General features: G+C 68.6%; 15 protein-coding genes. 7 read left to right on the plus strand and 8 right to left on the minus strand.

Translation table 11 applies throughout. The features are described 5' to 3' along the window. Nucleotides 1-9: 9 nt before the first annotated feature. The 5 genes from fba to PHN62_RS08985 all read left to right on the plus strand — a co-directional run bounded on the left by fba (nucleotide 10) and on the right by PHN62_RS08985 (nucleotide 4720). A complete protein-coding gene (gene fba / locus PHN62_RS08965; protein WP_300149272.1) occupies nucleotides 10-1083 on the plus strand; it encodes a class II fructose-bisphosphate aldolase in 1074 nt (357 codons plus the stop codon). A 60-nt stretch (nucleotides 1084-1143) separates the two neighbouring features. Beyond that, on the plus strand, nucleotides 1144-2613 hold the full coding sequence (locus PHN62_RS08970) for a form I ribulose bisphosphate carboxylase large subunit (RefSeq protein WP_300149274.1): 1470 nt from the start codon (nucleotides 1144-1146) through the stop codon (nucleotides 2611-2613). A 13-nt stretch (nucleotides 2614-2626) separates the two neighbouring features. After that, a complete protein-coding gene (locus PHN62_RS08975) occupies nucleotides 2627-3019 on the plus strand; it encodes a ribulose bisphosphate carboxylase small subunit (RefSeq protein WP_300149276.1) in 393 nt (130 codons plus the stop codon). An 85-nt stretch (nucleotides 3020-3104) separates the two neighbouring features. After that, nucleotides 3105-4031, plus strand: coding sequence for a CbbX protein (gene cbbX, locus PHN62_RS08980; RefSeq protein WP_300149278.1), 927 nt, complete (start codon nucleotides 3105-3107; stop codon nucleotides 4029-4031). Further along, the gene (locus PHN62_RS08985; protein ID WP_300149280.1) at nucleotides 4028-4720 is read left to right on the plus strand and encodes an HAD-IA family hydrolase; all 693 of its coding nucleotides are present in this window, start codon (nucleotides 4028-4030) and stop codon (nucleotides 4718-4720) included. The genes cbbX and PHN62_RS08985 overlap by 4 nt, the downstream gene beginning before the upstream one ends. Here the strand turns inward: PHN62_RS08985 and PHN62_RS08990 are convergent. The 8 genes from PHN62_RS08990 to glgC form a co-directional block, all read right to left on the minus strand. Then, nucleotides 4626-5261: a lipocalin family protein gene (locus PHN62_RS08990; protein WP_300149282.1), complete on the minus strand. Its 636-nt coding sequence runs from the start codon at nucleotides 5259-5261 to the stop codon at nucleotides 4626-4628. The two genes, PHN62_RS08985 and PHN62_RS08990, sit on opposite strands and share 95 nt — an antisense overlap. An 82-nt stretch (nucleotides 5262-5343) precedes the next feature. Then, nucleotides 5344-7788: a 1,4-alpha-glucan branching protein GlgB gene (gene glgB / locus PHN62_RS08995; protein ID WP_300149284.1), complete on the minus strand. Its 2445-nt coding sequence runs from the start codon at nucleotides 7786-7788 to the stop codon at nucleotides 5344-5346. Nucleotides 7789-7863: 75 nt separating this feature from the next. Further along, complete coding sequence (locus tag PHN62_RS09000) at nucleotides 7864-10296, minus strand: glycogen/starch/alpha-glucan phosphorylase (RefSeq protein ID WP_300149285.1); 2433 nt, start codon at nucleotides 10294-10296, stop codon at nucleotides 7864-7866. Nucleotides 10297-10352: 56 nt separating this feature from the next. After that, nucleotides 10353-11984 carry an alpha-D-glucose phosphate-specific phosphoglucomutase gene (locus tag PHN62_RS09005; RefSeq protein WP_300149286.1) on the minus strand — a complete coding sequence of 544 codons (1632 nt, stop codon included), beginning with the start codon at nucleotides 11982-11984 and terminating at the stop codon, nucleotides 10353-10355. 1 nt (nucleotide 11985) lies between these two features. Then, the gene (gene malQ, locus PHN62_RS09010; RefSeq protein ID WP_300149288.1) at nucleotides 11986-14052 is read right to left on the minus strand and encodes a 4-alpha-glucanotransferase; all 2067 of its coding nucleotides are present in this window, start codon (nucleotides 14050-14052) and stop codon (nucleotides 11986-11988) included. After that, a complete protein-coding gene (glgX, locus tag PHN62_RS09015) occupies nucleotides 14049-16091 on the minus strand; it encodes a glycogen debranching protein GlgX (RefSeq protein WP_300149290.1) in 2043 nt (680 codons plus the stop codon). The genes malQ and glgX overlap by 4 nt, the downstream gene beginning before the upstream one ends. A gap of 26 nt (nucleotides 16092-16117) precedes the next feature. Next, entirely contained in the window at nucleotides 16118-17578 is a 1461-nt protein-coding gene (gene glgA, locus PHN62_RS09020; RefSeq protein WP_300149293.1) for a glycogen synthase GlgA, read from the minus strand. Further along, nucleotides 17578-18852: a glucose-1-phosphate adenylyltransferase gene (gene glgC, locus PHN62_RS09025; protein ID WP_300149296.1), complete on the minus strand. Its 1275-nt coding sequence runs from the start codon at nucleotides 18850-18852 to the stop codon at nucleotides 17578-17580. The genes glgA and glgC overlap by 1 nt, the downstream gene beginning before the upstream one ends. A gap of 319 nt (nucleotides 18853-19171) precedes the next feature. On the opposite strand from glgC, the gene PHN62_RS09030 reads away from it, so the two are divergent. Both PHN62_RS09030 and PHN62_RS09035 read left to right on the plus strand, forming a co-directional pair. Further along, nucleotides 19172-20683, plus strand: a complete 1512-nt coding sequence (locus PHN62_RS09030) for an ATP-binding protein (protein WP_300149298.1) — start codon at nucleotides 19172-19174, stop codon at nucleotides 20681-20683. Nucleotides 20684-20713: 30 nt separating this feature from the next. After that, complete coding sequence (locus PHN62_RS09035; protein ID WP_300149301.1) at nucleotides 20714-21463, plus strand: response regulator; 750 nt, start codon at nucleotides 20714-20716, stop codon at nucleotides 21461-21463. Nucleotides 21464-21568: the final 105 nt, after the last annotated feature.

Raw genomic sequence — 21568 nt, forward strand, 5'->3', positions numbered from 1 at the left:
GACCGCGCGATGGCGCTGATCACGCTGAGACAGCTTCTCGACCACGCCGCCGAACAGGATTACGGCGTCCCCGCCTTCAACATCAACAACATGGAGCAGGGCATCGCGATCATGGAGGCGGCCCGCGCCGTCGACGCTCCGGTGATCATGCAGGCCAGCCGCGGCGCCCGCGGCTACGCCGGAGACGTGATGCTCGGCAAGATGATCGAGGCCCTCGCCGAGACCTATCCCGAGATCCCGCTCTGCATGCATCAGGATCACGGCAATGACGAAGCCACCTGCCTGACCGCCATCCGTCATGGCTTCACCTCGGTGATGATGGACGGCTCGCTCGAAGCCGACATGAAGACCCCCGCGAGCTACGAGTATAACGTGGCGATCACCGAGCGCGTCTCTCGGATGGCCCATTGGGTCGGGGCTTCGGTCGAGGGCGAGCTTGGGGTTTTAGGCAGCCTCGAGACCGGAGAAGGCGAAGCCGAGGACGGCCATGGCGCCGAGGGCAAGCTCGATCATGCCCAGCTTCTGACCGACCCCGATCAGGCGGTGGATTTCGTCGCCAGGACCGGAGTCGACGCTCTGGCCATCGCCTGCGGGACCTCGCATGGCGCCTACAAGTTCAGCCGCAAGCCCGACGGCGAGATCCTCGCCATGGGCGTGATCGAGGAGATCCACCGGCGGCTCCCCAATACGCATCTCGTGATGCATGGCTCCTCCAGCGTGCCCCAGGAGCTTCAGGACGTCATCAACGCCCATGGCGGCGAGATGCCCCAGACCTTCGGCGTTCCCGTCGAGGAGATCGTGCGCGGCATCCGGCACGGCGTGCGCAAGGTCAACATCGACACCGATTGCCGCATGGCCATGACCGCCGAATTCCGTCGGATCGCGGTGAAGAATCCCCGCGAATTCGATCCGCGCAAGTTCCTCAAGCCCGCCATGGACGCCATGGCGAAGCTCTGCAAGGCGCGCTTCGAGGCCTTCGGAACCGCCGGACAGGCCCACAGGATCCGACCCGTCCCGCTCGACGAGATGGCCAGACGCTACGCCGCCGGAACGCTGGCCCGGCCTCAGGCGAAAGCCGCCTGAGCCTCCCGCTTCCGCCCTCACAAGCCAACCTCACAAGAACGACTTCAGGAGGAAATCCCCATGGCCGACACCCCCGTGTCCGACAGCAAGGAATTGCGCGGCAAGGAGCGCTACAAGGCCGGCGTGCTGAAATACGCCCAGATGGGCTACTGGAACGGCGATTACGAACCCAAGGACACCGATCTGCTGGCGCTCTTCCGGATCACCCCTCAGGAGGGCGTGGACCCCGTCGAGGCCGCCGCCGCCGTGGCGGGCGAAAGCTCGACCGCCACCTGGACCGTGGTCTGGACCGACCGCCTCACCGCCTCGGACCAGTATCGCGCCAAGGCCTATCGCGTGGAGCCGGTGCCGAACAATCCGGGCCAGTATTTCGCCTGGATCGCCTATGACCTGATCCTCTTCGAAGAGGGCTCCATCGCCAACCTGACGGCCTCGATCATCGGCAACGTCTTCAGCTTCAAGCCGCTGAAGGCCGCCCGTCTGGAGGACATGCGCCTTCCCGCCGCCTATGTGAAGACCTTCAAGGGCCCGCCGACGGGAATCGTCGTCGAGCGCGAGCGGCTCGACAAGTTCGGCCGCGCCCTGCTCGGGGCCACCACCAAGCCGAAGCTCGGGCTTTCGGGCAAGAACTACGGCCGCGTGGTCTACGAAGGGCTCCGGGGCGGCCTCGACTTCATGAAGGACGACGAGAACATCAACTCCCAGCCCTTCATGCACTGGCGCGACCGCTTCCTCTACTGCATGGAGGCCGTCAACAAGGCCAGCGCCGAAACCGGCGAGGTCAAGGGCCATTACCTCAACATCACCGCCGGAACCATGGAGGAGATGTATCGTCGCGCCGAATTCGCCAAAGAACTCGGCTCGGTGATCGTGATGGTGGACCTCATCATCGGCTGGACGGCCACGCAGTCGATCTCCGAATGGGCGCGCCAGAACGACATGATCCTGCACATGCATCGCGCCGGACATGGCACCTACACGCGTCAGAAGAACCACGGGATCAGCTTCCGCGTCATCGCGAAATGGCTGCGTCTGGCGGGCGTGGACCATCTGCACACCGGCACGGCGGTCGGCAAGCTGGAAGGCGACCCGATGACGGTGCAAGGCTATTACAACGTCTGCCGCGAGATGAAGAACGAGGTCGATCTCCAGCGCGGACTCTTCTTCGAGCAGGATTGGGCCGACATCCGCAAGGTGATGCCCGTGGCTTCGGGCGGCATCCATGCGGGCCAGATGCATCAGCTTCTGCATCTCTTCGGCGACGACGTGGTGCTGCAGTTCGGCGGCGGCACCATCGGCCATCCGATGGGCATTCAGGCCGGCGCCACGGCCAACCGCGTGGCTCTGGAGGCCATGACCCTCGCCCGCAACGAAGGCCGCGACATCGCCAACGAAGGCCCGGAGATCCTGCGCGCCGCCGCCAAATGGTGCAAGCCGCTGGAGGCCGCCTTGGACACCTGGGGCGACATCACCTTCAACTACGCCTCCACCGACAGCTCCGACTTCGCCCCCACCCCCAGCGTCTCCTGAAGGAGAACCAACTATGCGCGTCACTCAGGGTTGCTTCTCCTTCCTGCCCGATCTGACCGACGAGCAGATCACCGCCCAGATCGAATATTGCCTGGGCCAGGGCTGGGCCATCGGCGTCGAGCACACGGACGACCCCCATCCCCGCAACACCTACTGGGAGATGTTCGGCCATCCGATGTTCGATCTGCGCGACGCCAAGGGCGCCATGATGGAGCTGGAGGCCTGCCGCAAGGCCTTCCCCGACCGCTACATCCGCATCAACGCCTTCGACTCGACCCGCGGCTTCGAGACGGTGACCATGAGCTTCATCGTCAACCGCCCGAAGATCGAGCCGACCATCCGCATGACCCGCACCGAGGTCGACGGACGCTCCATCCGCTACACCCACACCGTCCAGCTGGCCTGAGGGTGGGAAAGCCGGGCGGCTTCCCCCGTCGCCCGGCTTTCCTCCGTGTGAAGACGCGACCAGACGACAGATCGAGGGCCGCCCCATGACCGACCATCCGACCGCCGAAGCTTCCTCCCGGACCGTCGATCTGCGGGCCGAATACGAGACCTCCGGCGTGCGCGAGGTGCTGGAGGAGCTGGACCGCGAACTGATCGGCCTCGCGCCGGTGAAGCAGCGCATCCGCGAGACCGCCGCGCTCCTGCTGGTGGATCGCGCCCGACGCAGCCTCGGGCTCTCGCAGGAGACGCCCACGCTGCACATGTCCTTCACGGGGAATCCCGGCACCGGCAAGACCACCGTCGCGCTGAAGATGGCGGGTCTGCTGCATCGGCTCGGCTATGTGCGCAAGGGGCATCTGATCAGCGTCACGCGCGACGATCTGGTCGGGCAATACATCGGCCACACCGCGCCCAAGACCAAGGAGATCCTCAAGAAGGCCATGGGCGGCGTGCTCTTCATCGACGAGGCCTATTATCTCTACAAGCCCGACAACGAACGCGATTACGGTCAGGAGGCCATCGAGATCCTGCTCCAGGTGATGGAGAACAACCGCGACGACCTCGTGGTGATCCTCGCCGGATACGCCGACCGCATGGACCGCTTCTTTCAGGCCAATCCGGGCTTCCGCTCGCGGGTGGCCCATCACATCGACTTCCCCGATTACGAAGACGGCGAATTGCTCCGCATCGCGGACTCCATGCTGGACGGCCAGGGCTACGGCTTCTCGCCTGAAGCCCGCGAGGTGATGACCCGCTACATCTCGATCCGTCGCGCCCAGCCGCATTTCGCCAACGCCCGTTCGATCCGCAACGCCCTCGACCGCGCGCGCCTGCGTCAGGCCAACCGGCTCTTCAGCCGCGACGCCCCCGTCAGCGCGGAGGACCTCTCGACCATCCTGCCGGAAGACATCTCCGTCAGCCGGGTGTTCACGGGCGGCCTGAAGATCGGCGCGCCGGAGGGCGGGTCATGAACTGGCCGCAAGCCCTGATCTTCGACGTGGATGGAACCCTCGCCGAGACCGAGCAGGCCCATCTTCAGGCCTTCAATCTGGCCTTCGCGGCGGCGGGTCTGGACTGGCGCTGGAGTCCCGAAGATTACCGCGCCCTGCTGACCACCACCGGCGGCAAGGAGCGCATGGCGCGCCATGTCCGGGAGCAGGGCGGAGATCCGGCGGCCTGGCCCATCGCGGATCTGCATCGGGCCAAGACGCGCCTCTTCACGGAGATCGTCGCGGGAGGCGGCCTGCGGGCGCGCGCCGGAATCCGCGAGATCATCTCCGAAGCCCGCCGCGAGGGCGTCCGCTTGGCGGTGGCGACCACCACCTCGCCCGAGAACGTCGCGGCGCTTTGTCCGACGCTCTTCGGCGCGCCCATGGAGGCGGTCTTCGAGGTCGTGGCGGCGGGGGACATGGTCGCGGCCAAGAAGCCCGCGCCGGACGTCTATCTTCTCGCGCTGGAGCGGCTCGGGCTGCCTGCGGAGGCCTGCCTCGCGCTGGAGGATTCCCGCAACGGCGTCCTCGCGGCGAAGAGGGCGGGGCTGAAGGTCGTCCTCTCGCAGAGCTTCTTCACGCAGGGCGAGCCGACGGAATCCCCGGATCTTCAGGTCGCGGAGTTTTCCGGGCTCCTTCCCCTCGGGCGGCTGCGCGCGGGTGTTTCGTGAAGCGCAACATCGAGACGTCGTAGCCCAGAGCCTGAGCGCGATTCAGCAGGATCTCGCGCGTGGCGGCGTCGGGGCGCGGCTGGCGGCAGAGCAGCCAGAGGAAACGCCCCGAAGGCTCGCCGACGATGGACCAGCCGTAATCCTCCGCCCGGTCGAGCACCCAGTAATTCCCGAAGAAGGGGCCGAAGAAGGAGACGCGCAGCTTGTTGTTCAGGCCCCTGGCGCTCCTGACGACATAGGCGCGTCCGACGGCGCTTTTCGGCGGCCCGTCGAGTCCGCCCTGACGCCCCGAATTCACCACCTTGACCTTGCCGCTCGGCTTGAGGCTGTAATGCGCGGTGACGGCCTCCATGTCGCGCTGAAAGCCGTTCTCGTAGCGGGCGATCTCGTGCCAGAGGCCCAGATAGCGCCCGAGATCCACGGGCTTCAGGGGTTCGGGAACCTCGTCGTTGCCGACGGGGCCCGCATCCGGTCGCCGCACCGAGCGCCAGGACGCGAAGGTCAGGCCGCCCGCCAGAAGAAGCCGAGCCCAGAGCCGCATGATGGAATCTCCTATCCGGAAGGCGCGGTCCTCAGGCGCCTTCCGGGCATGTCGGGGCGGCGGGCGCCCGCTTCAAGAGCCCTCAGCCCACCTGCCGCAGGATCGCGCCCGAAAGTCCCGCCAGACGCAGCTTCAGAGACCAGGGCCGCCCGTCGGCGGGGATGGGCTCCGAGACGATGAAGCGCGCCGGGCCGCGTCCATGGCCTTCGTAGACGGGATTGTCGCTGTCGATCACGGTCTCCCAGCGCCCCGGACCATCCACGCCCAGACGCCATTCGGGGCGCTCGACGGGGGTGAAGTTGAAGACCCCGACGGCGGAGCCGCCGTCTCTGGCCCAGCGCTGGAAGGCGTAGACGGATTCCTCGGCGCGGTCGGCCTGGATCCAGCGGAATCCGCCTTCCTCGCAATCGCGCTCGTAGAGCGCGGGCGTGGCGCGGTAGACGAGATTCAGATCCCGCACCAGACGCCGCACCCCCTCGTGAGCCGGAGCCGCCAGCAGATGCCAGTCGAGGGACTGATCCGCGTTCCATTCCCTGCGCTGGGCGAATTCGCCGCCCATGAAGAGCAGTTTCTTGCCCGGATGCGCCCACATGAAGGCGAAGCAGGCCCGCAGATTGTCGAATTGCGTCAGGCCTTCGCCGGGCATCCGGCTCAGCAGCGAGCCCTTGCCATGGACGACCTCGTCATGGCTCAGGGGCAGGATGAAGTTTTCCGAAAAGGCGTACATCATCCCGAAGGTCATCTGGTGATGATGATGCTTCCGGTGGACCGGATCGCGCGACATGTAGCTGAGCGTGTCATGCATCCAGCCCATGTTCCATTTGTAGCCGAAGCCGAGCCCTCCCATCGAGACGGGGCGCGAGACCATCGGCCAGGAGGTGGATTCCTCGGCCATGGTGGTCGCGCCGGGGAGGCGGCCGTAGACGGTTTCGTTCAGCCGCTTGAGGAAGGCGACGGCCTCCAGATTCTCGCGGCCGCCCTGGACGTTGGGCGTCCAGCCCCCCGCCGGGCGCGAGTAGTCGCGATAGAGCATCGAGGCCACGGCGTCCACGCGCAGCCCGTCGAGATGCATCTCGTCCAGCCAGTAGAGCGCGTTGGCGATCAGGAAGTTCGCCACCTCGCGCCGCCCGAAGTTGTAGATGTAGGTGTTCCAGTCGAGGTGATAGCCCTCGCGGGGATCGGCGTGTTCGTAAAGGGCGGTGCCGTCGAAACGCGCGAGGCCATGGGCGTCGGTAGGGAAATGGGCGGGCACCCAATCGAGGATCACCCCGAGATCCGCCTCATGGCAGGCCTCGACGAAGGCGCGGAATTCGTCAGGCGTCCCATACCGCGAGGTCGGGGCGTAAAGCCCGATGGGCTGATAGCCCCATGAGCCGTCGAAGGGATGTTCGGTGATCGGCAGAAGCTCGATATGGGTGAAGCCCATCTCCTTCGCATAGCCGACCAGCTGGCGGGCGTGCTCCGGATAGGTCAGGGAGCGGCCGCCCTCCTCCAGATTCCGCCGCCAGGATCCGAGATGGACCTCATAGATCGAGATCGGGGCGTCCAGAGCCTGGGCGGCTTCACGGCGAGCCAGCCAGGGGGCGTCCTTCCAGGCGTGGCGCGAGGGCGCCGCGAGGATCGAAGCCGTTTCGGGACGCATCTGGGCTTGCAGCCCCACCGGATCGGCCTTGAGGCGCAGGGCTTCGTCCGGCCCGACGACCTCGTATTTATAGGCTGCGCCGGGCTCGACGCCGGGAACGAAGATCTCCCAGATTCCCGTCGAGCCGCGCGGCCGCATGAGATGGCGCCGACCGTCCCAGAGGTTGAAGCCCCCCACCACCGAGACCCGTTTCGCCGAAGGCGCCCAGACGGCGAAACGCGCGCCCTTCACGCCTTCATGTTCGGTCGGGCGGCCGCCCAGAACCTCCCAGAGCCGCCAATGGGCGCCCTCGGAGAAGAAATGTTCGTCCCATGCGCCCAGAAGAGGCGCGAAGCGATAGGCGTCCTCGAAGCTCCAGACCTCGACGCCGGCTTCGGTCCTGCGGCGGGCGCGCAGGCGATAGGCGGGACGTCCGGCCTGAGGCCAGAAGCCTTCGAACAGCCCCGGCGCCTCGGGATGGGGCGTCAGGGCGAGCAGGACTTCGCCGCTCTCGGGCGCAAGGGCTTCGAGGCTTTCGGCTCCCGGCTCGAAGACGCGGATCCGCCAGCCGCCCTCGACCGGATGCGCCCCCAGAGCCGCGAAGGGATCGGCGTGGCGGCCCTCGACCAGGGCGCGGGCCTCGGGCGTCGAGAGAGGGGGCGGAAACGCGGAAGGCGGTTCGGCGGGCTTCGTCTTGCGCCCCTTGATTTCGGCGGAGGCGGGCTTCGCCTTCTTGGCCGCCTTGACGGGCGTTTCTTCAGGCGCCTTCGCCGCTTTGACCTGAGTTTTTTTCGCTGCGGCCTCGGCGGGCTTCTTCGCCTGCTTCTTCGCCTTGGCTTCGGGCGCGGCGGCGCGGGCGGGACGGCGTCCGGAGGTCTTCGCCTCGGGCTTGTCTTCTGCGGTCATCTCGTCTCCCTCCCCTGATTGTTCTGGCGGGCCGCGCCCCCGGCTTGCGGGGACGCGGCGGATGTCCTGGGCGTCTCAGAAGGCGGTGTCGGCCGTCCAGACTTCCCGGGCGTAGCTGCGGATGGTGCGGTCCGAAGAGAACCAGCCCACGCGCGCGGTGTTGGTCGCGGCGAGGCGCGCCCATTCCTGCGGCTTGCGGTAGGCCTCGTCCACGCGGCGCTGAGCGGCGGCGTAATCGTCGAAATCCGAGCAGACGAGGAAATAGTCGTAGCGCCGCAGGTTCTCGGCGATGGAGGCGAAGCGGTGGTGATCGTCCGGAGAGAAGACTCCCGAAGCGATCTGGTCGACGGCCTCCCGGAGCGCCGGGCTGGCCGCGAGGGCCGCCGCCGCATGATCGGGACGCCTGCGCGCCTCGACGGCCCCTTCCGCGGTGAGGCCGAAGAGGAAGAAGTTCTCCGCCCCGACCAGATCGCGGATCTCGACGTTCGCGCCGTCCAGCGTGCCGATGGTGGGGGCGCCGTTCATGGCGAACTTCATGTTGCCGGTGCCGGAAGCCTCCTTGCCCGCCGTGGAGATCTGTTCCGAAAGATCGGCGGCGGGGATGATCACCTCGGCGGCGGAGACGTTGTAATTCTCCGGATAGGCGATGACGAGCCGCCCCTTCATGAGCGGATCGGCGTTGATGACTTTCGCCACGTCGTTGATCAGCTTGATGATCTGCTTGGCCAGAGCATAGCCCGGCGCCGCCTTGCCGCCGAAGATCCGGACGCGCGGAACCCAATCGCGGTCGGGCTCGCGCCGGATGGCGTTCCAGTGGGCGATGGTCTCCAGCAGGTTCAGATGCTGGCGCTTGTATTCATGGATGCGCTTGATCTGCACGTCGAAGAGCGCGTCCGGATCGGCCTCGACGCCAGTGCGGGCCTTCAGCCAGTTCGACAGCCGGACCTTGTTCTCGCGCTTGGCGGCGGCGAATTTCTCCAGGAAGCCGGAGTCCTTGAGATGGGGCTCCAGATCCTCCAGCCTGCCGAGGTCCTCCGTCCAGCCTTCGCCGATGGTCTCCAGCAGCAGCTTGCGCAGCGGCGGATTGCAGGCGTAGAGCCAGCGACGGGGCGTCACGCCGTTGGTCTGGTTGACGATGCGGTCGGGGTGGAGCTGATGGAAGTCGTGGAACACGGTCTTCTTCATCAGGTCCGTATGCAGCGCCGAGACGCCGTTGACCTTGTTCGCCATCACGAAGGCCAGATTGCCCATGCGCGTCTCGCCCTGGTCGATCAGCCAGGTCGAGGGCGGACGGTCGCGCCCGGCGGCGCGGTTCTGACGGATGTGCCAGTCGTCGATGCGCTCGATCAGGCGCATGTGACGCGGCAGCACGCGCCACATCAGGCTCGTGGACCAGCGCTCCAGAGCCTCCGGGAGGAGGGTGTGGTTGGTGTAGTTCAGCACGCCCCGGGCGGTCTCGATGGCTTCGTCCACCTCGAAGCCGTTCTCGTCCACGAGGATGCGCACCAGCTCCGGCGCGGCGATGGTCGGGTGGGTGTCGTTGAGCTGGATGGCCACCTTCTGCGGCAGCTTGCGCAGGTCGTCGCCATGTTCGTCGCGGAAGCGGGCGAGGATGTCGCGCACCGAGGCGGCGGTGAAGAAATACTCCTGCTTCAGACGCAGCTCGCGGCCATGCTCGGTGGTGTCGTCGGGGTAGAGCACCCGGGAGAGCGTCTGCGCGAGGCTGGCCTGTTCGGCGGCGCCGAGGAAGTCGCCGCGGTTGAAGCGCTCCAGATCGAAGATGCGCGTCGGCTTGGCCGCCCAGAGCCGGAGCGTGTCGGTCCAGCGGGCCTTCCACCCGACGATGGGCGTGTCGTAGGCGGCGGCCATCACCGTTTCGCCGGGCGTCCAGACGGCCCGGCCCGAGGCGTCTTCGCGCATCTCGCCGCCGAAGCCGATGACCTGATTGTCCTCCGGACGCTCGAACTCCCAGGGATTGCGCCGCTTGAGCCAGTCCTCGGGGGATTCGATCTGCCAGCCGTCGCGGAAGCTCTGGCGGAAGAGGCCGTGGTCGTAGCGCACGCCGTAGCCGATGGCCGGAAGGCCGATGGTCGCCATGCTTTCGAGGAAGCAGGCCGCCAGACGCCCGAGGCCGCCGTTGCCCAGAGCCGCGTCGGGCTCTTCGGCGACGACGGCGTCGTAATCCTGCCCGAAGCTGGCGAGGGCCTGACGCGAGGCGTCTTCAAGGCCCAGGTTGGTGATCGCGTCCGAGATCAGACGCCCGATCAGGAACTCCATCGAGAGATAGTAGACCCGCTTGAGCCCTTCCTCGCGGACGCGCCGACGGCTGGCCAGCCAGGAATCCACGATCCGGTCGCGCAGCGAGAAGGCCAGCGCCAGGCGCCAGTCGTTGAGCGTGGCGCGTCCGGGTTCGCAGCCGATCACGTAGCGCATGCGGCGGTCGATCTCGCGGCGCAGAAAGGCGACGTTGTCCACCAGATTTCCCTGGCTCAGATCCTGCGGAGTCATCGGCTCTTCTCCTCTCTCGGTCCCCTCCCGGCGGGGAGGGCGTCCTTTTCAAATCGTCATGTGCGGACGTCGGGGCCCTCGCGCCCGGAGATCTCGCGCAAATGGGTCAGCGCCTCGACGGCGGCGGCCAGATCCCCAAGGGCCTCCTGAGGGTCCTGGTTCTGGCGGGCCGGATCGGGCTCGAAACGCTCCAGATAGATCCGCAGGGTGGCGCCTTCGGTGCCGGTGCCCGAAAGCCGCAGCACGGCGCGGGAGTCTCCGGCGAAATGGAGCCGGATCCCCTGACGCTCGGTCAGGGAGCCGTCCACGGGATCGCGATAGGCGAATTCGTCGGCCTTCTCGACGGCGAGCCCGGTGAAGCTCTTCCCCGGCAGGGAGGGCAGGGCGGCGCGCAGGTCGTTCATGATCCCCTCGGCGAGGGCGGAATCGAGGGCCTCGTAATCATGGCGGGTGTAGTAATCGCGGCCGAATTCGCGCCAATGGGCTTGCAGGATCTCCGCCACCGATTGCCGCCGCGCTGCGAGGATGTTCAGCCAGAGCAGCACCGCCCAGAGCCCGTCCTTCTCGCGGACATGATCCGAGCCGGTTCCGGCGCTTTCCTCGCCGCAGAGCGTGACCTTTCCGGCGTCGAGCAGATTGCCGAAGAACTTCCAGCCGGTGGGAGTCTCGAAGAAGTTCATCCCCCGCGCGGCGGCGACGCGGTCGGCGGCGCGGCTGGTCGGCATGGAGCGCGCGACTCCCGCCAGACCCTCGGCGTAGCCCGGCGCGAGGGGCGCGTTGGCCGCCAGAACCGCGAGGCTGTCGGAGGGCGAGACGTAGCAGCTCCGGCCCACGATCATGTTGCGGTCGCCGTCGCCGTCGGAGGCGGCGCCGAAATCGGGAGCCTCGGGGCCGTACATCTCCTCCATCAGGGCCCTGGCCCAGACGGGGTTCGGATCCGGATGCCCGCCGCCGAAATCCGGCGAGGGTTCGCCGTTGATCACCGTCCCGGCGGGCGCCCCGAGGTCGCCTTCGAGGATCGCCTTCGCGTAAGGCCCGGTGACGGCGTGCATGGCGTCGAAGCGCATGCGGAAGCCCGAAGCGAACAAGGCCCGGATCGCCTCGAAATCGAAGAGCGGCGCGACGGTTTCGCGCCAGGTCTCCACCGGATCGACCACCTCCACGACCATCTCCCCGAGGCGGCTTTCTCCGAGCCGCGCAAGATCCACGTCGGGGGCGTCGAGGATGAGATATTCGGCAAGGCTCTTCGTGCGGGCGAAGATGGCGTCGGTGACGCTCTCCGGAGCGGGGCCGCCGTTGGCCATGTTGAACTTGAGGCCGAAATCCTCGTCGAGGCCGCCGGGGTTATGGCTCGCCGACATGATGAAGCCGCCCTGCGCCCCACGCGCTCGGATCAGGGCCGAAGCGGCGGGCGTCGAGAGGATCGCGCCGCGCCCGACGATCACGCGCGCCGCGCCATGGGCCGCCGACATCTTGAGCAGAACTTGAGCGGCCTTGTCGTTGAAGAAGCGCCCGTCGCCGCCGAGGATCAGCGTCGCGCCCCGGACGCCCACCGCCTGAAGCGTGGCTTCGGCGTAATTCTCCAGATAGCCCGGCGTCATGAAGACGCGGGTCTTCTTGCGCAGGCCCGAGGTGCCGGGCTTCTGCCCTTCGACGGGCTGCGTCGGAACGCGGCGAACGGCGGTCATGTCAGGTCTCCTCCGCAGGACGTCCGGTTTCAAGACCGGATCTTCCGGCCGCAGCCATGAGGGCGGCGGCCTGATTCACGCCGGGGGCTCCGGCGATCTCTTCGAGGCTCGCGGCGATGCGGCGGCGCCAGTTCGGATGGCGGTCCACGTCGCCGGGCAGATTGGGTTGTTCGATCTGCAACAGCAGGTCTTCAAGCTGGACCGCCGCCAGAGCGCAGGGCGTGCGCGCGAGGAAGCCATGGGCGCCCTCCGCCGCTTCGAGGTCATGGCCTTCCGGCTCCTCGCCGAGGATCGGGACCCGCTCCGGCGCCGCGACGGCCTCCGCGAAGCGCCAGCGCTCATGGGCGCGCTCCTCGCGCATGAGGGCGGCGGCCTCTGGAGTTATGTCGCCGAGCTTTGCGCGCCAGTCGATTTCGCGCCCCCGCCGCCAGCCCGCGAGGGTCGGCAGGTCATGGGTCGAGAAGGCCGCGAGAGCCGCCTCCGGATAGCTCTCGGGCGGCAGGAACTCGCCGCCCCGGATGGTTTCGCCGCGCTCGAAGAGCGCCAGCCGGTAGCCCATCAGCCCCGCCCCCGCGAGGCTCTCGCGCAGGCCCTCGGGCAGAAGGCCGAGATCCTCGCCCACCACGGCGCAGCGCGCCCGATGGGCCTCGATGGCCGCCACCGCCAGAAGCTCCGCGAGGGGCTGGCGCAGATAGGCGCCGGGCAGGCCCTCCGGCAGCCAGAAGCTGCGGTCGTAGCCGATCATGTGGTCGATGCGCAGCACGCCCGCCCCCCGCATGGAGGCCCGCAGCGTCTCGGTCAGGGCGGCGTAGCCCGTGGCGCGGGCGCGCAGAGGGTCGAAAGGCGCGAGGCCCCAGCGCTGGCCCGTCGGGCCGAGGGCGTCGGGCGGGGCGCCCAGCGAGACGCCGCGCAGGAAGGAGTCAGGATCGGCCCAGGTCTCCGCGCCGTCGGGACGCACGCCCACCGCGAGATCCAGATAAAGCCCCAGAGCCATGCCCGCCGCCTTCGCCCGCGCCTGAGCCTCGGCGAGTTGGGTCTCCGCGATCCAGAGCCAGAAGGCCTGGCGCGAAACGACATGGGCGTGGCTGCGGGCGAAGGCGAGGGCCTCGGGCGATTCCGGGCGGCGCAGAGCCTCGGGCCAGGTCGGCCAGGAAGGGCCGTGAGTCTCGGCGATGGCCTCGTAAAGCGCCATGCGCTCCAGAGCCTCGCCGCGCGCCTGACGCCAATCGGCGAAGGCCTGGCGGCGCTCTGCGGAGGCTTCGGCGGCGAAGGCCTTGTAGAGCGCGAGCATGCGCGGCGCGCGCCAGGCATGGACGGCGCGATAGTCGATCAACTCGCCCGAGGCGGGGGGCGGCGCGTTCCTCAGGGCCTCGGGCAGGGAAGCCCATTCCGGCAGAAGATCAAGCGCGACATGAGCGGCGTTCACCGCACGGCGGCTGCTCGGGGAATAGGGCGCAAAAAGCCCGCCGTCGCTGGAGCCCAGCATATGGACCGGGTTGATCCCGAGAAAGCTCGCGCCCTTCTCGGCGAGGATTTCGGCGAGGCGGCCCAGATCGGCGAAATCCCCGAGCCCGCCGTCGCGCGCCGAACGCAGGCCGTAGAGCGCGCCCGTCGCGCCCCAGAGCCTTGCGCGGCCCGTCAGCGCCTTGACCGAGGGCGCGCCTTCGGGCGGCGGAACCAGCAGCCAGACGCGATCCTCGCGGCCCGCGCCTTCAAGCAGAATCTCATGACGCCCGACCGGAAGTCCCGAAGGCCGCACCGCGCCTTCGCCGCGCCGCTGCTCTCCGCTTTCGCAGAGGATCCGCCAGCGCCGCACGCGCGGATCCAGGGTCAGGGGGGCGTAGGCCGAAGCGAGCAGCGTCGGCGGCGCCAGACGCGAGGCCTCCGCCGTCTCCAGCCCGGCGAGGCGGTCGCGGGCTTCGTCCTCGGTCTCCGCCGCCAGCCCCAGAGCCGCGAGGATCGCGCGGCGCGTCTCATCCGGCGCGACATGCTCCAGCCCGGTGGAATCGGTGAAGCGATCCGTCAGGCCGATCCAGTCGCAAAGGGCGTCGAGGGCGGTGCGGCTCATGAGGCGGGGCTTTCGGGAAGACGCAGGAGGGTCAGGGAGTCCGGGGCCAGAAGCCATGGATCGGGCGGAACAGGGTCGGCCGTCGAGATCTCGCGCCGCCAGGCGCCCGCCAGAGGCGCGAAGGCGACGGGTCCGGCGGCGCCGTTGATCAGAATGGCGGCGTCCGGCCCTTCCTCCGCGCGGAGGATCAGGCCGAAGGCGCGGAACTCCGGCGCGTTCCAGTCCTCGGGCGAGGGTTCGGCGCCGTCGGGGCGCAGCCAGGAGACGTTGGGCGCGCCATCCCTGGCGCGGGGCTCGCCATGGAGAAAGCGCTTCTGGCGCAAGGCGGGAGTCTCGCGGCGGAGCGCGGTCAGGCGGGCGATGAAATCCGCCATGGAGGGATCCTGATCCTCGGCGCTCCAGTCGATCCAGCCGAGGGCGTTGTCCTGCGGATAGGCGTTGTTGTTGCCCTGCTGGCTGCGGAGGATCTCGTCTCCGGCGAGGAGCATCGGCACCCCCTGCGACAGCAGCAGCGTCGCCAGGAGCGCCCGCGCCCGCGCCCTGCGTCGGGCTTCGAGTTCGGGGTCTCGGGTCGGGCCGTCGGGGCCGATCAGGAGGTTGATCTCCCCGCCATTGCCGTCGCGGTTCTCTTCGCCGTTGGCCTGGTTGCGTTTGGCGCCGTAGCGCGTGAGATCCGCCAGGGTGATGCCGTCATGGGCCGTGACGAAGTTCACCGCCGCCTGAGGCCTCCGCCCGCGGCTCGCGTAGATGTCCGCCGAGCCGAGCAGCCGGGGCGCCAGACGCGCCGCGCCGACGTCTCCGCGCCAGAAGCGGCGGGTCTCGTCGCGGAACTGGTCGTTCCATTCGGCGAAAGGAACCGGATAGCTCCCCACCTGATAGCCGCCCCATCCGACGTCCCAGGGCTCGACGATCAGCCGGACGCGGTTCAGGACCGGATCCTGCCTCAGCGCCGTCAGGAAGGGCGCATCCGGAGACCAGCCCTCGGGCATGCGGGCGAGGGTGGTGGCCAGATCGAAGCGGAAGCCGTCCACGCCCCAGACCTCGACCCAGAGGCGCAGGGAATCCATCACCAGCCGCGTCACGAAGGGATGCGCGAGGTTCAGCGTGTTCCCGGTGCCCGCGTCGTTGAGGTAGAAGCGCGGATTCTCCGGCTTCAGCCGGTAATAGGCGGCGTTGTCGAGGCCCCGGAAGCTCAGCGTCGGGCCGAGTTCGTCGCTTTCCGCGCTGTGATTGTAGACGACGTCGAGGATCACCTCGATTCCCGCCGCCTGAAGCGCCCGGATCGCCGCCTTGGCCGCCGGGACTCCGCCCGGCCCGAGGTAACGCTCCATGGGGGCGAAGAAGCCGAGGCTGTTGTAGCCCCAGTAATTCCGGAGGCCCTTCTCGACCAGAAAGCGGTCGTCGAGGAAGCTTTGCACAGGCAGAAGCTCCACCGCCGTCACGCCGAGCCTCAGCAGCCGCTCGATCAGCCGCGGATCTCCGAGGGCCTCGAAATTCCCCCGGACCTGCGGCGCGACCCCCGGATCAAGCTGCGTCAGCCCCTTGAGATGGGCCTCGTAGATCACGCTCTCCGCGAAGGGCCGCAGCGGCGGGCGCTCGCCTGGCGCGGGGCGCTCCTCCTCCGGCGCGAGGATCACGCCCCTGGGGACGAAGGGCGCGCTGTCGCGGTCGTCGCGCCGGAGATCCGCCTCCGGCCCGCCCCGGACATGGCCGTGAACGGCGTCGTTCCAGCGGATCTCGCCGTCCAGCCGCCGCGCGTAGGGGTCGAGCAGCAGCTTCGCCGGATTGAACCGCAAGCCCCGTTCGGGCGCCCAGGGCCCATGGGCCCGATAGCCGTAGCGCATCCCCGGCGCCGCGCCGGGAAGACGCCCATGCCAGACCGCGCCGTCGCGTTCGGGCAGGTCGCCGCGCCAGATCTCCGCGCCCCGGGCGTCGAAGAGCTGAAGCTCGATCCGTTCGGCGGCGGCGGCGAAGAGGGAGAAGCTCACGCCTTCCGGATCGGCCCAGGCGCCGAGGCGCGTCGGTTCGCCCGGCTCCATTCTCCTCCGCTTCCCCCGATCTCCTGTCATCCGCCGCGCAAGCCTCCTTCGACGAGCCGCGTGTAACGGGCGGCGTAGAGGGGAGCGGAATCCGTCCAGCCCACCGGATGCCCCATGGCCCGCCGGACCGTCTGCGTCCAGAGATCCGGTCGGGCGTAGAGGTCGCAGGCGCGGCCTATGGCGAGCTCCAGCGCCTCCATGGAGTTGGGGTCATGGGTGAAGCCCGTGGCGACGCCCGCCCGCAAGGCGGCGTCGTTGGCGTCGATGACCGTATCCGAGAGGCCGCCCGTGCGGGCCACCACCGGCAGGGCGCCGTAGCGCAGGCCGTAAAGCTGGGTCAGGCCGCAGGGCTCGAAGCGCGAGGGCGCGAGCACCGCATCGCCCCCGCCGAAGAGCCGGTGCGACAGGCCCTCGTCATAGCCGATCCGCGTCGCGACCCTGCCCGGATGACGCTCCGCGAGATCGCGGAAGGCGCGCTCCAGCTCGCTTTCCCCCGAGCCGAGCAGCGCCAGCCTGCCCCCCCGGCCGAGCAGCCTCGGCATGGCCCCGAGCAGCAGATCGAGGCCCTTCTGCCAGGTCAGGCGGCTGACCACCACGAAGAGCGGCCCGCCCGTCTCCGGTTCGAGGCCGAGTTCGGCGCAGAGCGCCTGCGTGGCGGCGGCCTTGCCCTTGAGCTTGCGGGCGGAATAGCGCTCCGGCAGACGCGGGTCCGTCTCGGGGTTCCACTCCTCCAGATCCACGCCGTTGAGGATGCCGAAGAGATCGGCCTCGCGGCTGCGGATCAGGCCTTCCAGCCCCATGCCGAATTCCGGCGTGGTGAGTTCGCGGGCGTAGGCGGGGCTGACGGTCATCACCGCGTCGGCGTGGACGATCCCCGCCTTGAGGAAGCTCAGACGGCCGTAATATTCGAGGTCGTCCGGCGTGAAGCGCGCCTCGGGCAGGCCGATGCGGGCCATGATCTCGCGGTCGAAGACGCCCTGGAAGGCGACGTTATGGATGGAGATCGCCGTCGCCGGACGCGGACGCCCGTCGAAATCGAGATAGGCCAGCGCCAGCGCCCCTTGCCAGTCATGGGCGTGGACGACCTCCGGCCGCCAGCCGTCCGAGAGCGCGCCGAAGCCGATCTCGGCGGCCGCCTTGCCCAGAGCCGCGAAGCGCAGGGCGTTGTCGGCCCAGTCGCGCCCGTCGGGCCCGGCGTAGATCCCGCCCGCCCGCGCGAAGAGGCTGGGGGCGTCGAGCAGCAGCAGGTCCAGCCCTCTGGCCCGGCCGCCGATCACCTGCGCCTCCACGCCATGGAGCTGGCCGCTCCAGAGCTTGCGCGCGCCTTCGAGCTGCTCGGGCAGTCCCGGATAGGCGGGCATGAGGACGCGCGTCTCCACGCCCAGAAGCCGGAGCGCCTTGGGCAGGGCGCCGGCCACGTCGGCGAGGCCGCCGGTCTTGGCCAGCGGCGCGCATTCCGAGACGACGAAGAGAACCTGTCGCGCCATCACCGCCCCGCGCTCCAGCGATCCACCATCCGTTGCGTGACGAGGCAGATCCCCGTATCCGTGCGCCGCCACCAGCGGGCGTCCTCTTCGGGGTCCTCTCCGATCACGAGGCCTTCGGGAATCTGCACGCCCCGGTCGATCACCACGTCATGCAGCCGGGCGCGCCGCTGGACGACGACTTCGGGCAGAGCCACCACGCCTTCGAGCTGCGCCCAGCTGTGGATGTGGCAGCGCGTGAAGAGCAGCGAATTGCGCACCCGTCCGCCCGAGATGATGCAGCCGCCCGAGACCAGCGAACTGACGGCTTCTCCGCGCCGCCCGTTGGCCTCGTCATGGACGAACTTCGCCGGAGGCGTGACTTCGGTGTGCGTCCAGATCGGCCAGTCGCGATGATAGAGGTCCAGCTCCGGTTCGATGGAGGTCAGGTCGATGTTGGCGCGCCAGAAGGCGTCCACCGTGCCGACGTCGCGCCAGTAGGGCTCCTTCTCGGAGCCGCTCATGATGCAGGATTCCGCGAAGCGATGCGCCACCGCCTTGCCGCCCGCCACCAGGGCCGGGATCAGGTCCTTGCCGAAATCATGGCTGGAGGCGGCGTCTTCGGCGTCCTTCAGCAGCAGCTCGCGCAGGAAGGGCCAGGAGAAGACGTAGATGCCCATGCTGGCCAGCGCCACTTCGGGATTCTCCGGCGTGCCGGGCGGATCGGCGGGCTTCTCGACGAAATCGAGGATGCGGCCCTTGTCGTCGACCTTCATCACGCCGAAGCCGACGGCCTCCATGCGCGGCACTTCGAGACAGCCGATGGTGACGTCGGCGCCGGTGTCCACATGCTGCTCGAGCATGATCTCGTAGTCCATCTTGTAGATATGGTCGCCCGCGAGGATCACCAGATAGAGCGGCGCGTAGGAATCGATGATGTCGATGTTCTGGGTCACGGCGTCGGCGGTGCCCGCATACCATTTCTCCTCGGAGACGCGCTGCGAGGCGGGCAGGATGTCCACGAATTCGTTGCGGCCCGAGACGAAGCCGCTCCAGCCGCGCTGGATGTGCCGGATCAGGCTGTGGGCCTTGTATTGGGTGGCCACGCCGATCCGCCGGATGCCCGAGTTCACCGCGTTGGAGAGCGCGAAATCGACGATGCGGCTCTTGCCGCCGAAATAGACGGCGGGTTTGGCGCGATTGTCGGTCAGCTCCTTGAGGCGGCTGCCGCGTCCGCCCGCGAGCACGTAGGCCATGGAGTGTTGCGCCAATCGGCGGCGCGGCGCGTCGAGTTGCATCTGGTCCTCCCCATGCCGCCGGACGCCGCCTCGGGGCGTTCCGACGAAGTGCGCCGCCGGAAAAGGGGCGCGAGGCGCGCTCCGCTTTCTTCCAAAGCGTTATGAACTTCTTCACAATCGGGCGCCCTGCGGGTTGCGTCAATGGGGCTCGAAACGGTTTGGGAGGATCGGGGCGCATTTCTGGTCCCGGCCTTGCGGCCTTTCTCCGGGAGGAACCCTTGCTTTACGCTTTGGGCCTATCCCTGAGGACGGGGAAGGATGCGAGGCAGCCTCTCCGCGCGCCCGCCGTCCTGCGGGTCTGGCCGCCGCACGACGCTTCATGAAGACGAAACGCCGATCCTCCTTCCGCACGAAGATCCTCGGCGTGGCCATGCTGGCCAGCCTTCTGGCGGTGCTGTCCGCGACCACGGCCATGAGCCTGCGCGACTACATCTCGCACAACCTGACCTTCCGCGACCACCACAACCGCCTCGCCCAGAGCCTCGCGCTGACGGCGGCGGTGGGCATCACCGCCCGCCCCGACGCCCGGATGCACGACGCCTTCGCCATGATGGCCCGCGCGCCGGGCGTGGACAGCGTCAAGCTGGCGGCGCCCGACGGGACGATCCTCTCCAGCTTCGTGCGCGACCCCGACACGCCCGACCACAGGCCCAGCGTGCTCTTCTACGCGCCGGTGATCTCGCCTGCGGGGAAGGTTCTGGGCTCGGTGCGGCTGATGGCGCGGCGCGTCGAGGCGCGCAGCCTGTTCCAGAACCATCTGATCATGGCGGCGATCATCCTGACCCTGGCGAGCGGATTGTCCTATGCGGCGGCCTCCTGGCTCTGGCCGACGGTGGGCGAGCCTCTGCGCGAATTGCGCCGGGCCATGCGGCGTCTGGCCGAGACGAAGGATTACTCCAGCCGGCTCGACCGCTCGCCCGACGCCGAGGTGGACGAACTCATCCAGGCCTTCAACGCCATGATCGCCGAGATCGAGCGGCGCGACCTCGCCTATGACGCCGCCATCGGCGAACTGGCTTCGGCGCGCGATTCCGCCAATCGGGCCAATCGCGCCAAGACGCAGTTCCTCGCGGTGATGAGCCATGAGCTGCGCACGCCTCTGAACGCGGTGATCGGCTACGCCGAGCTCATCAAGGAGGAGCTGCGCCATGGCGCCTCGCCGCACGAGCTGCTCCCCGACGCCGACCGCATCCGCAGCTCGGCCCAGGGGCTGCTCGAGATGATCAACGGCATCCTCGACATGACCACCGCCGAGGGCGGACGCATGCGGGTCAACTGGTCGCCGGTGGACGCCGGAGAGCTCGCCCGCGACGTGACCACCTCGCTTGCGCCTCTGGCGGCCCGCAAGGGCAACCGCATGACCGTCGAGATGCTGGAGAAGCCCCGGGGCTTCGTCACCGACGAGGCGCGCCTGCGCCAGTGCCTCGTGAATCTGCTCGGCAACGCGGCGAAGTTCACCGAAAACGGCGAAGTCGGCCTGAGGATCTCCATGCGCTACGTCCCCGGCGCGGGGCCGCGCGTGGTCTTCGAGGTCGGCGACACCGGGCCGGGCATGTCGCCGCATCAGGTCGAGGGGCTGTTCCAGCCCTTCGCCCAGCTCGACAGCTCCAGCGCCCGCAAGCACGAGGGCGCCGGACTCGGACTCGCCATCAGCCGCAAGCTCGCGCGGCTGCTCGGCGGAGACATCCATGTGCGCAGCGTCGTGGGGGTGGGGAGCGTCTTCTCCATCGACCTGCCGCTGGCGCCCGCCAATCACGCCGCCGCGTCTCGCGAGGAGCCTTGCGCTTCCGACCAGGCCGCCGGATCTGCGGAGGTCGAGGATGCGGCCTGATTCCCGCCATCTCCAGCCCCGGAGGGCCTCATGACGGCTTTCGCCTCCCATGGCGCCGCTCCGCCCGCCCGGCTTCTGGTGGTGGACGACTCCTTCGAGAGCCGCGACATGCTCGCGCGTCGGCTTCGTCGGCGCGGCTACGCCGTGGCCGAGGCGGCTTCCGGTCCCGAGGCTCTGGCGCTGATCGACCGCTCGCCGCCGGACGTGGCGCTCTTCGACTACATGATGCCCGAGATGAGCGGGCTGGACGCCCTGAAGATCCTGCGGCGCTCCTGGGGGCGTTCGGATCTGCCGGTGATCATGGTGACGGCCCGGGCCGATCAGGAGACCATCGTCGAGACGCTGAACGCGGGCGCCAACGACTACGTGGCCAAGCCGGTCGAGGTGATGGTGGCCGTGGCGCGCATCGAGGCGCAGCTGGAGCGTCGGCGGGCGGCTCTGGCGCTGCGCAGCATGAACGCGCATCTGGAGGCTCTGGTGGCCGAGCGCACCGCCGCGCTGAGCATGGTCAACGCCGAGCTGCGCCGCGAGATCGCCGCCCGCGTTCTGGCGGAGCAGGCCTTGCGCGAGGCGAAGGCTCTGGCCGAGGAGGGCAGCGCGGCCAAGACGCGTTTCCTCGCGAACATGAGCCACGAGCTGCGCACGCCTCTGAACGCGGTGATCGGCTTCGCGGAGCTGCTGTCGGATCAATCCGCGCCGGAGACTCCGCAGGGCGAATATTCCGAGGCGATCCTGGAGAGCGGCCGTCAGCTTCTGGGTATTGACGGACATAAGGTTTGAGAAATCCGAGATGGGCCGGGACGAGAAGGGATTTTGAGGGATTTGTGCTTTAATTGTCGTCGGTTAGGGGCGAAGCGGTCCGGCCGCCGACGCGCCGCCGAGGTT

This window comes from Neomegalonema sp. (genome assembly GCF_028688855.1).
GTDB lineage: Bacteria > Pseudomonadota > Alphaproteobacteria > Rhodobacterales > Rhodobacteraceae > Neomegalonema.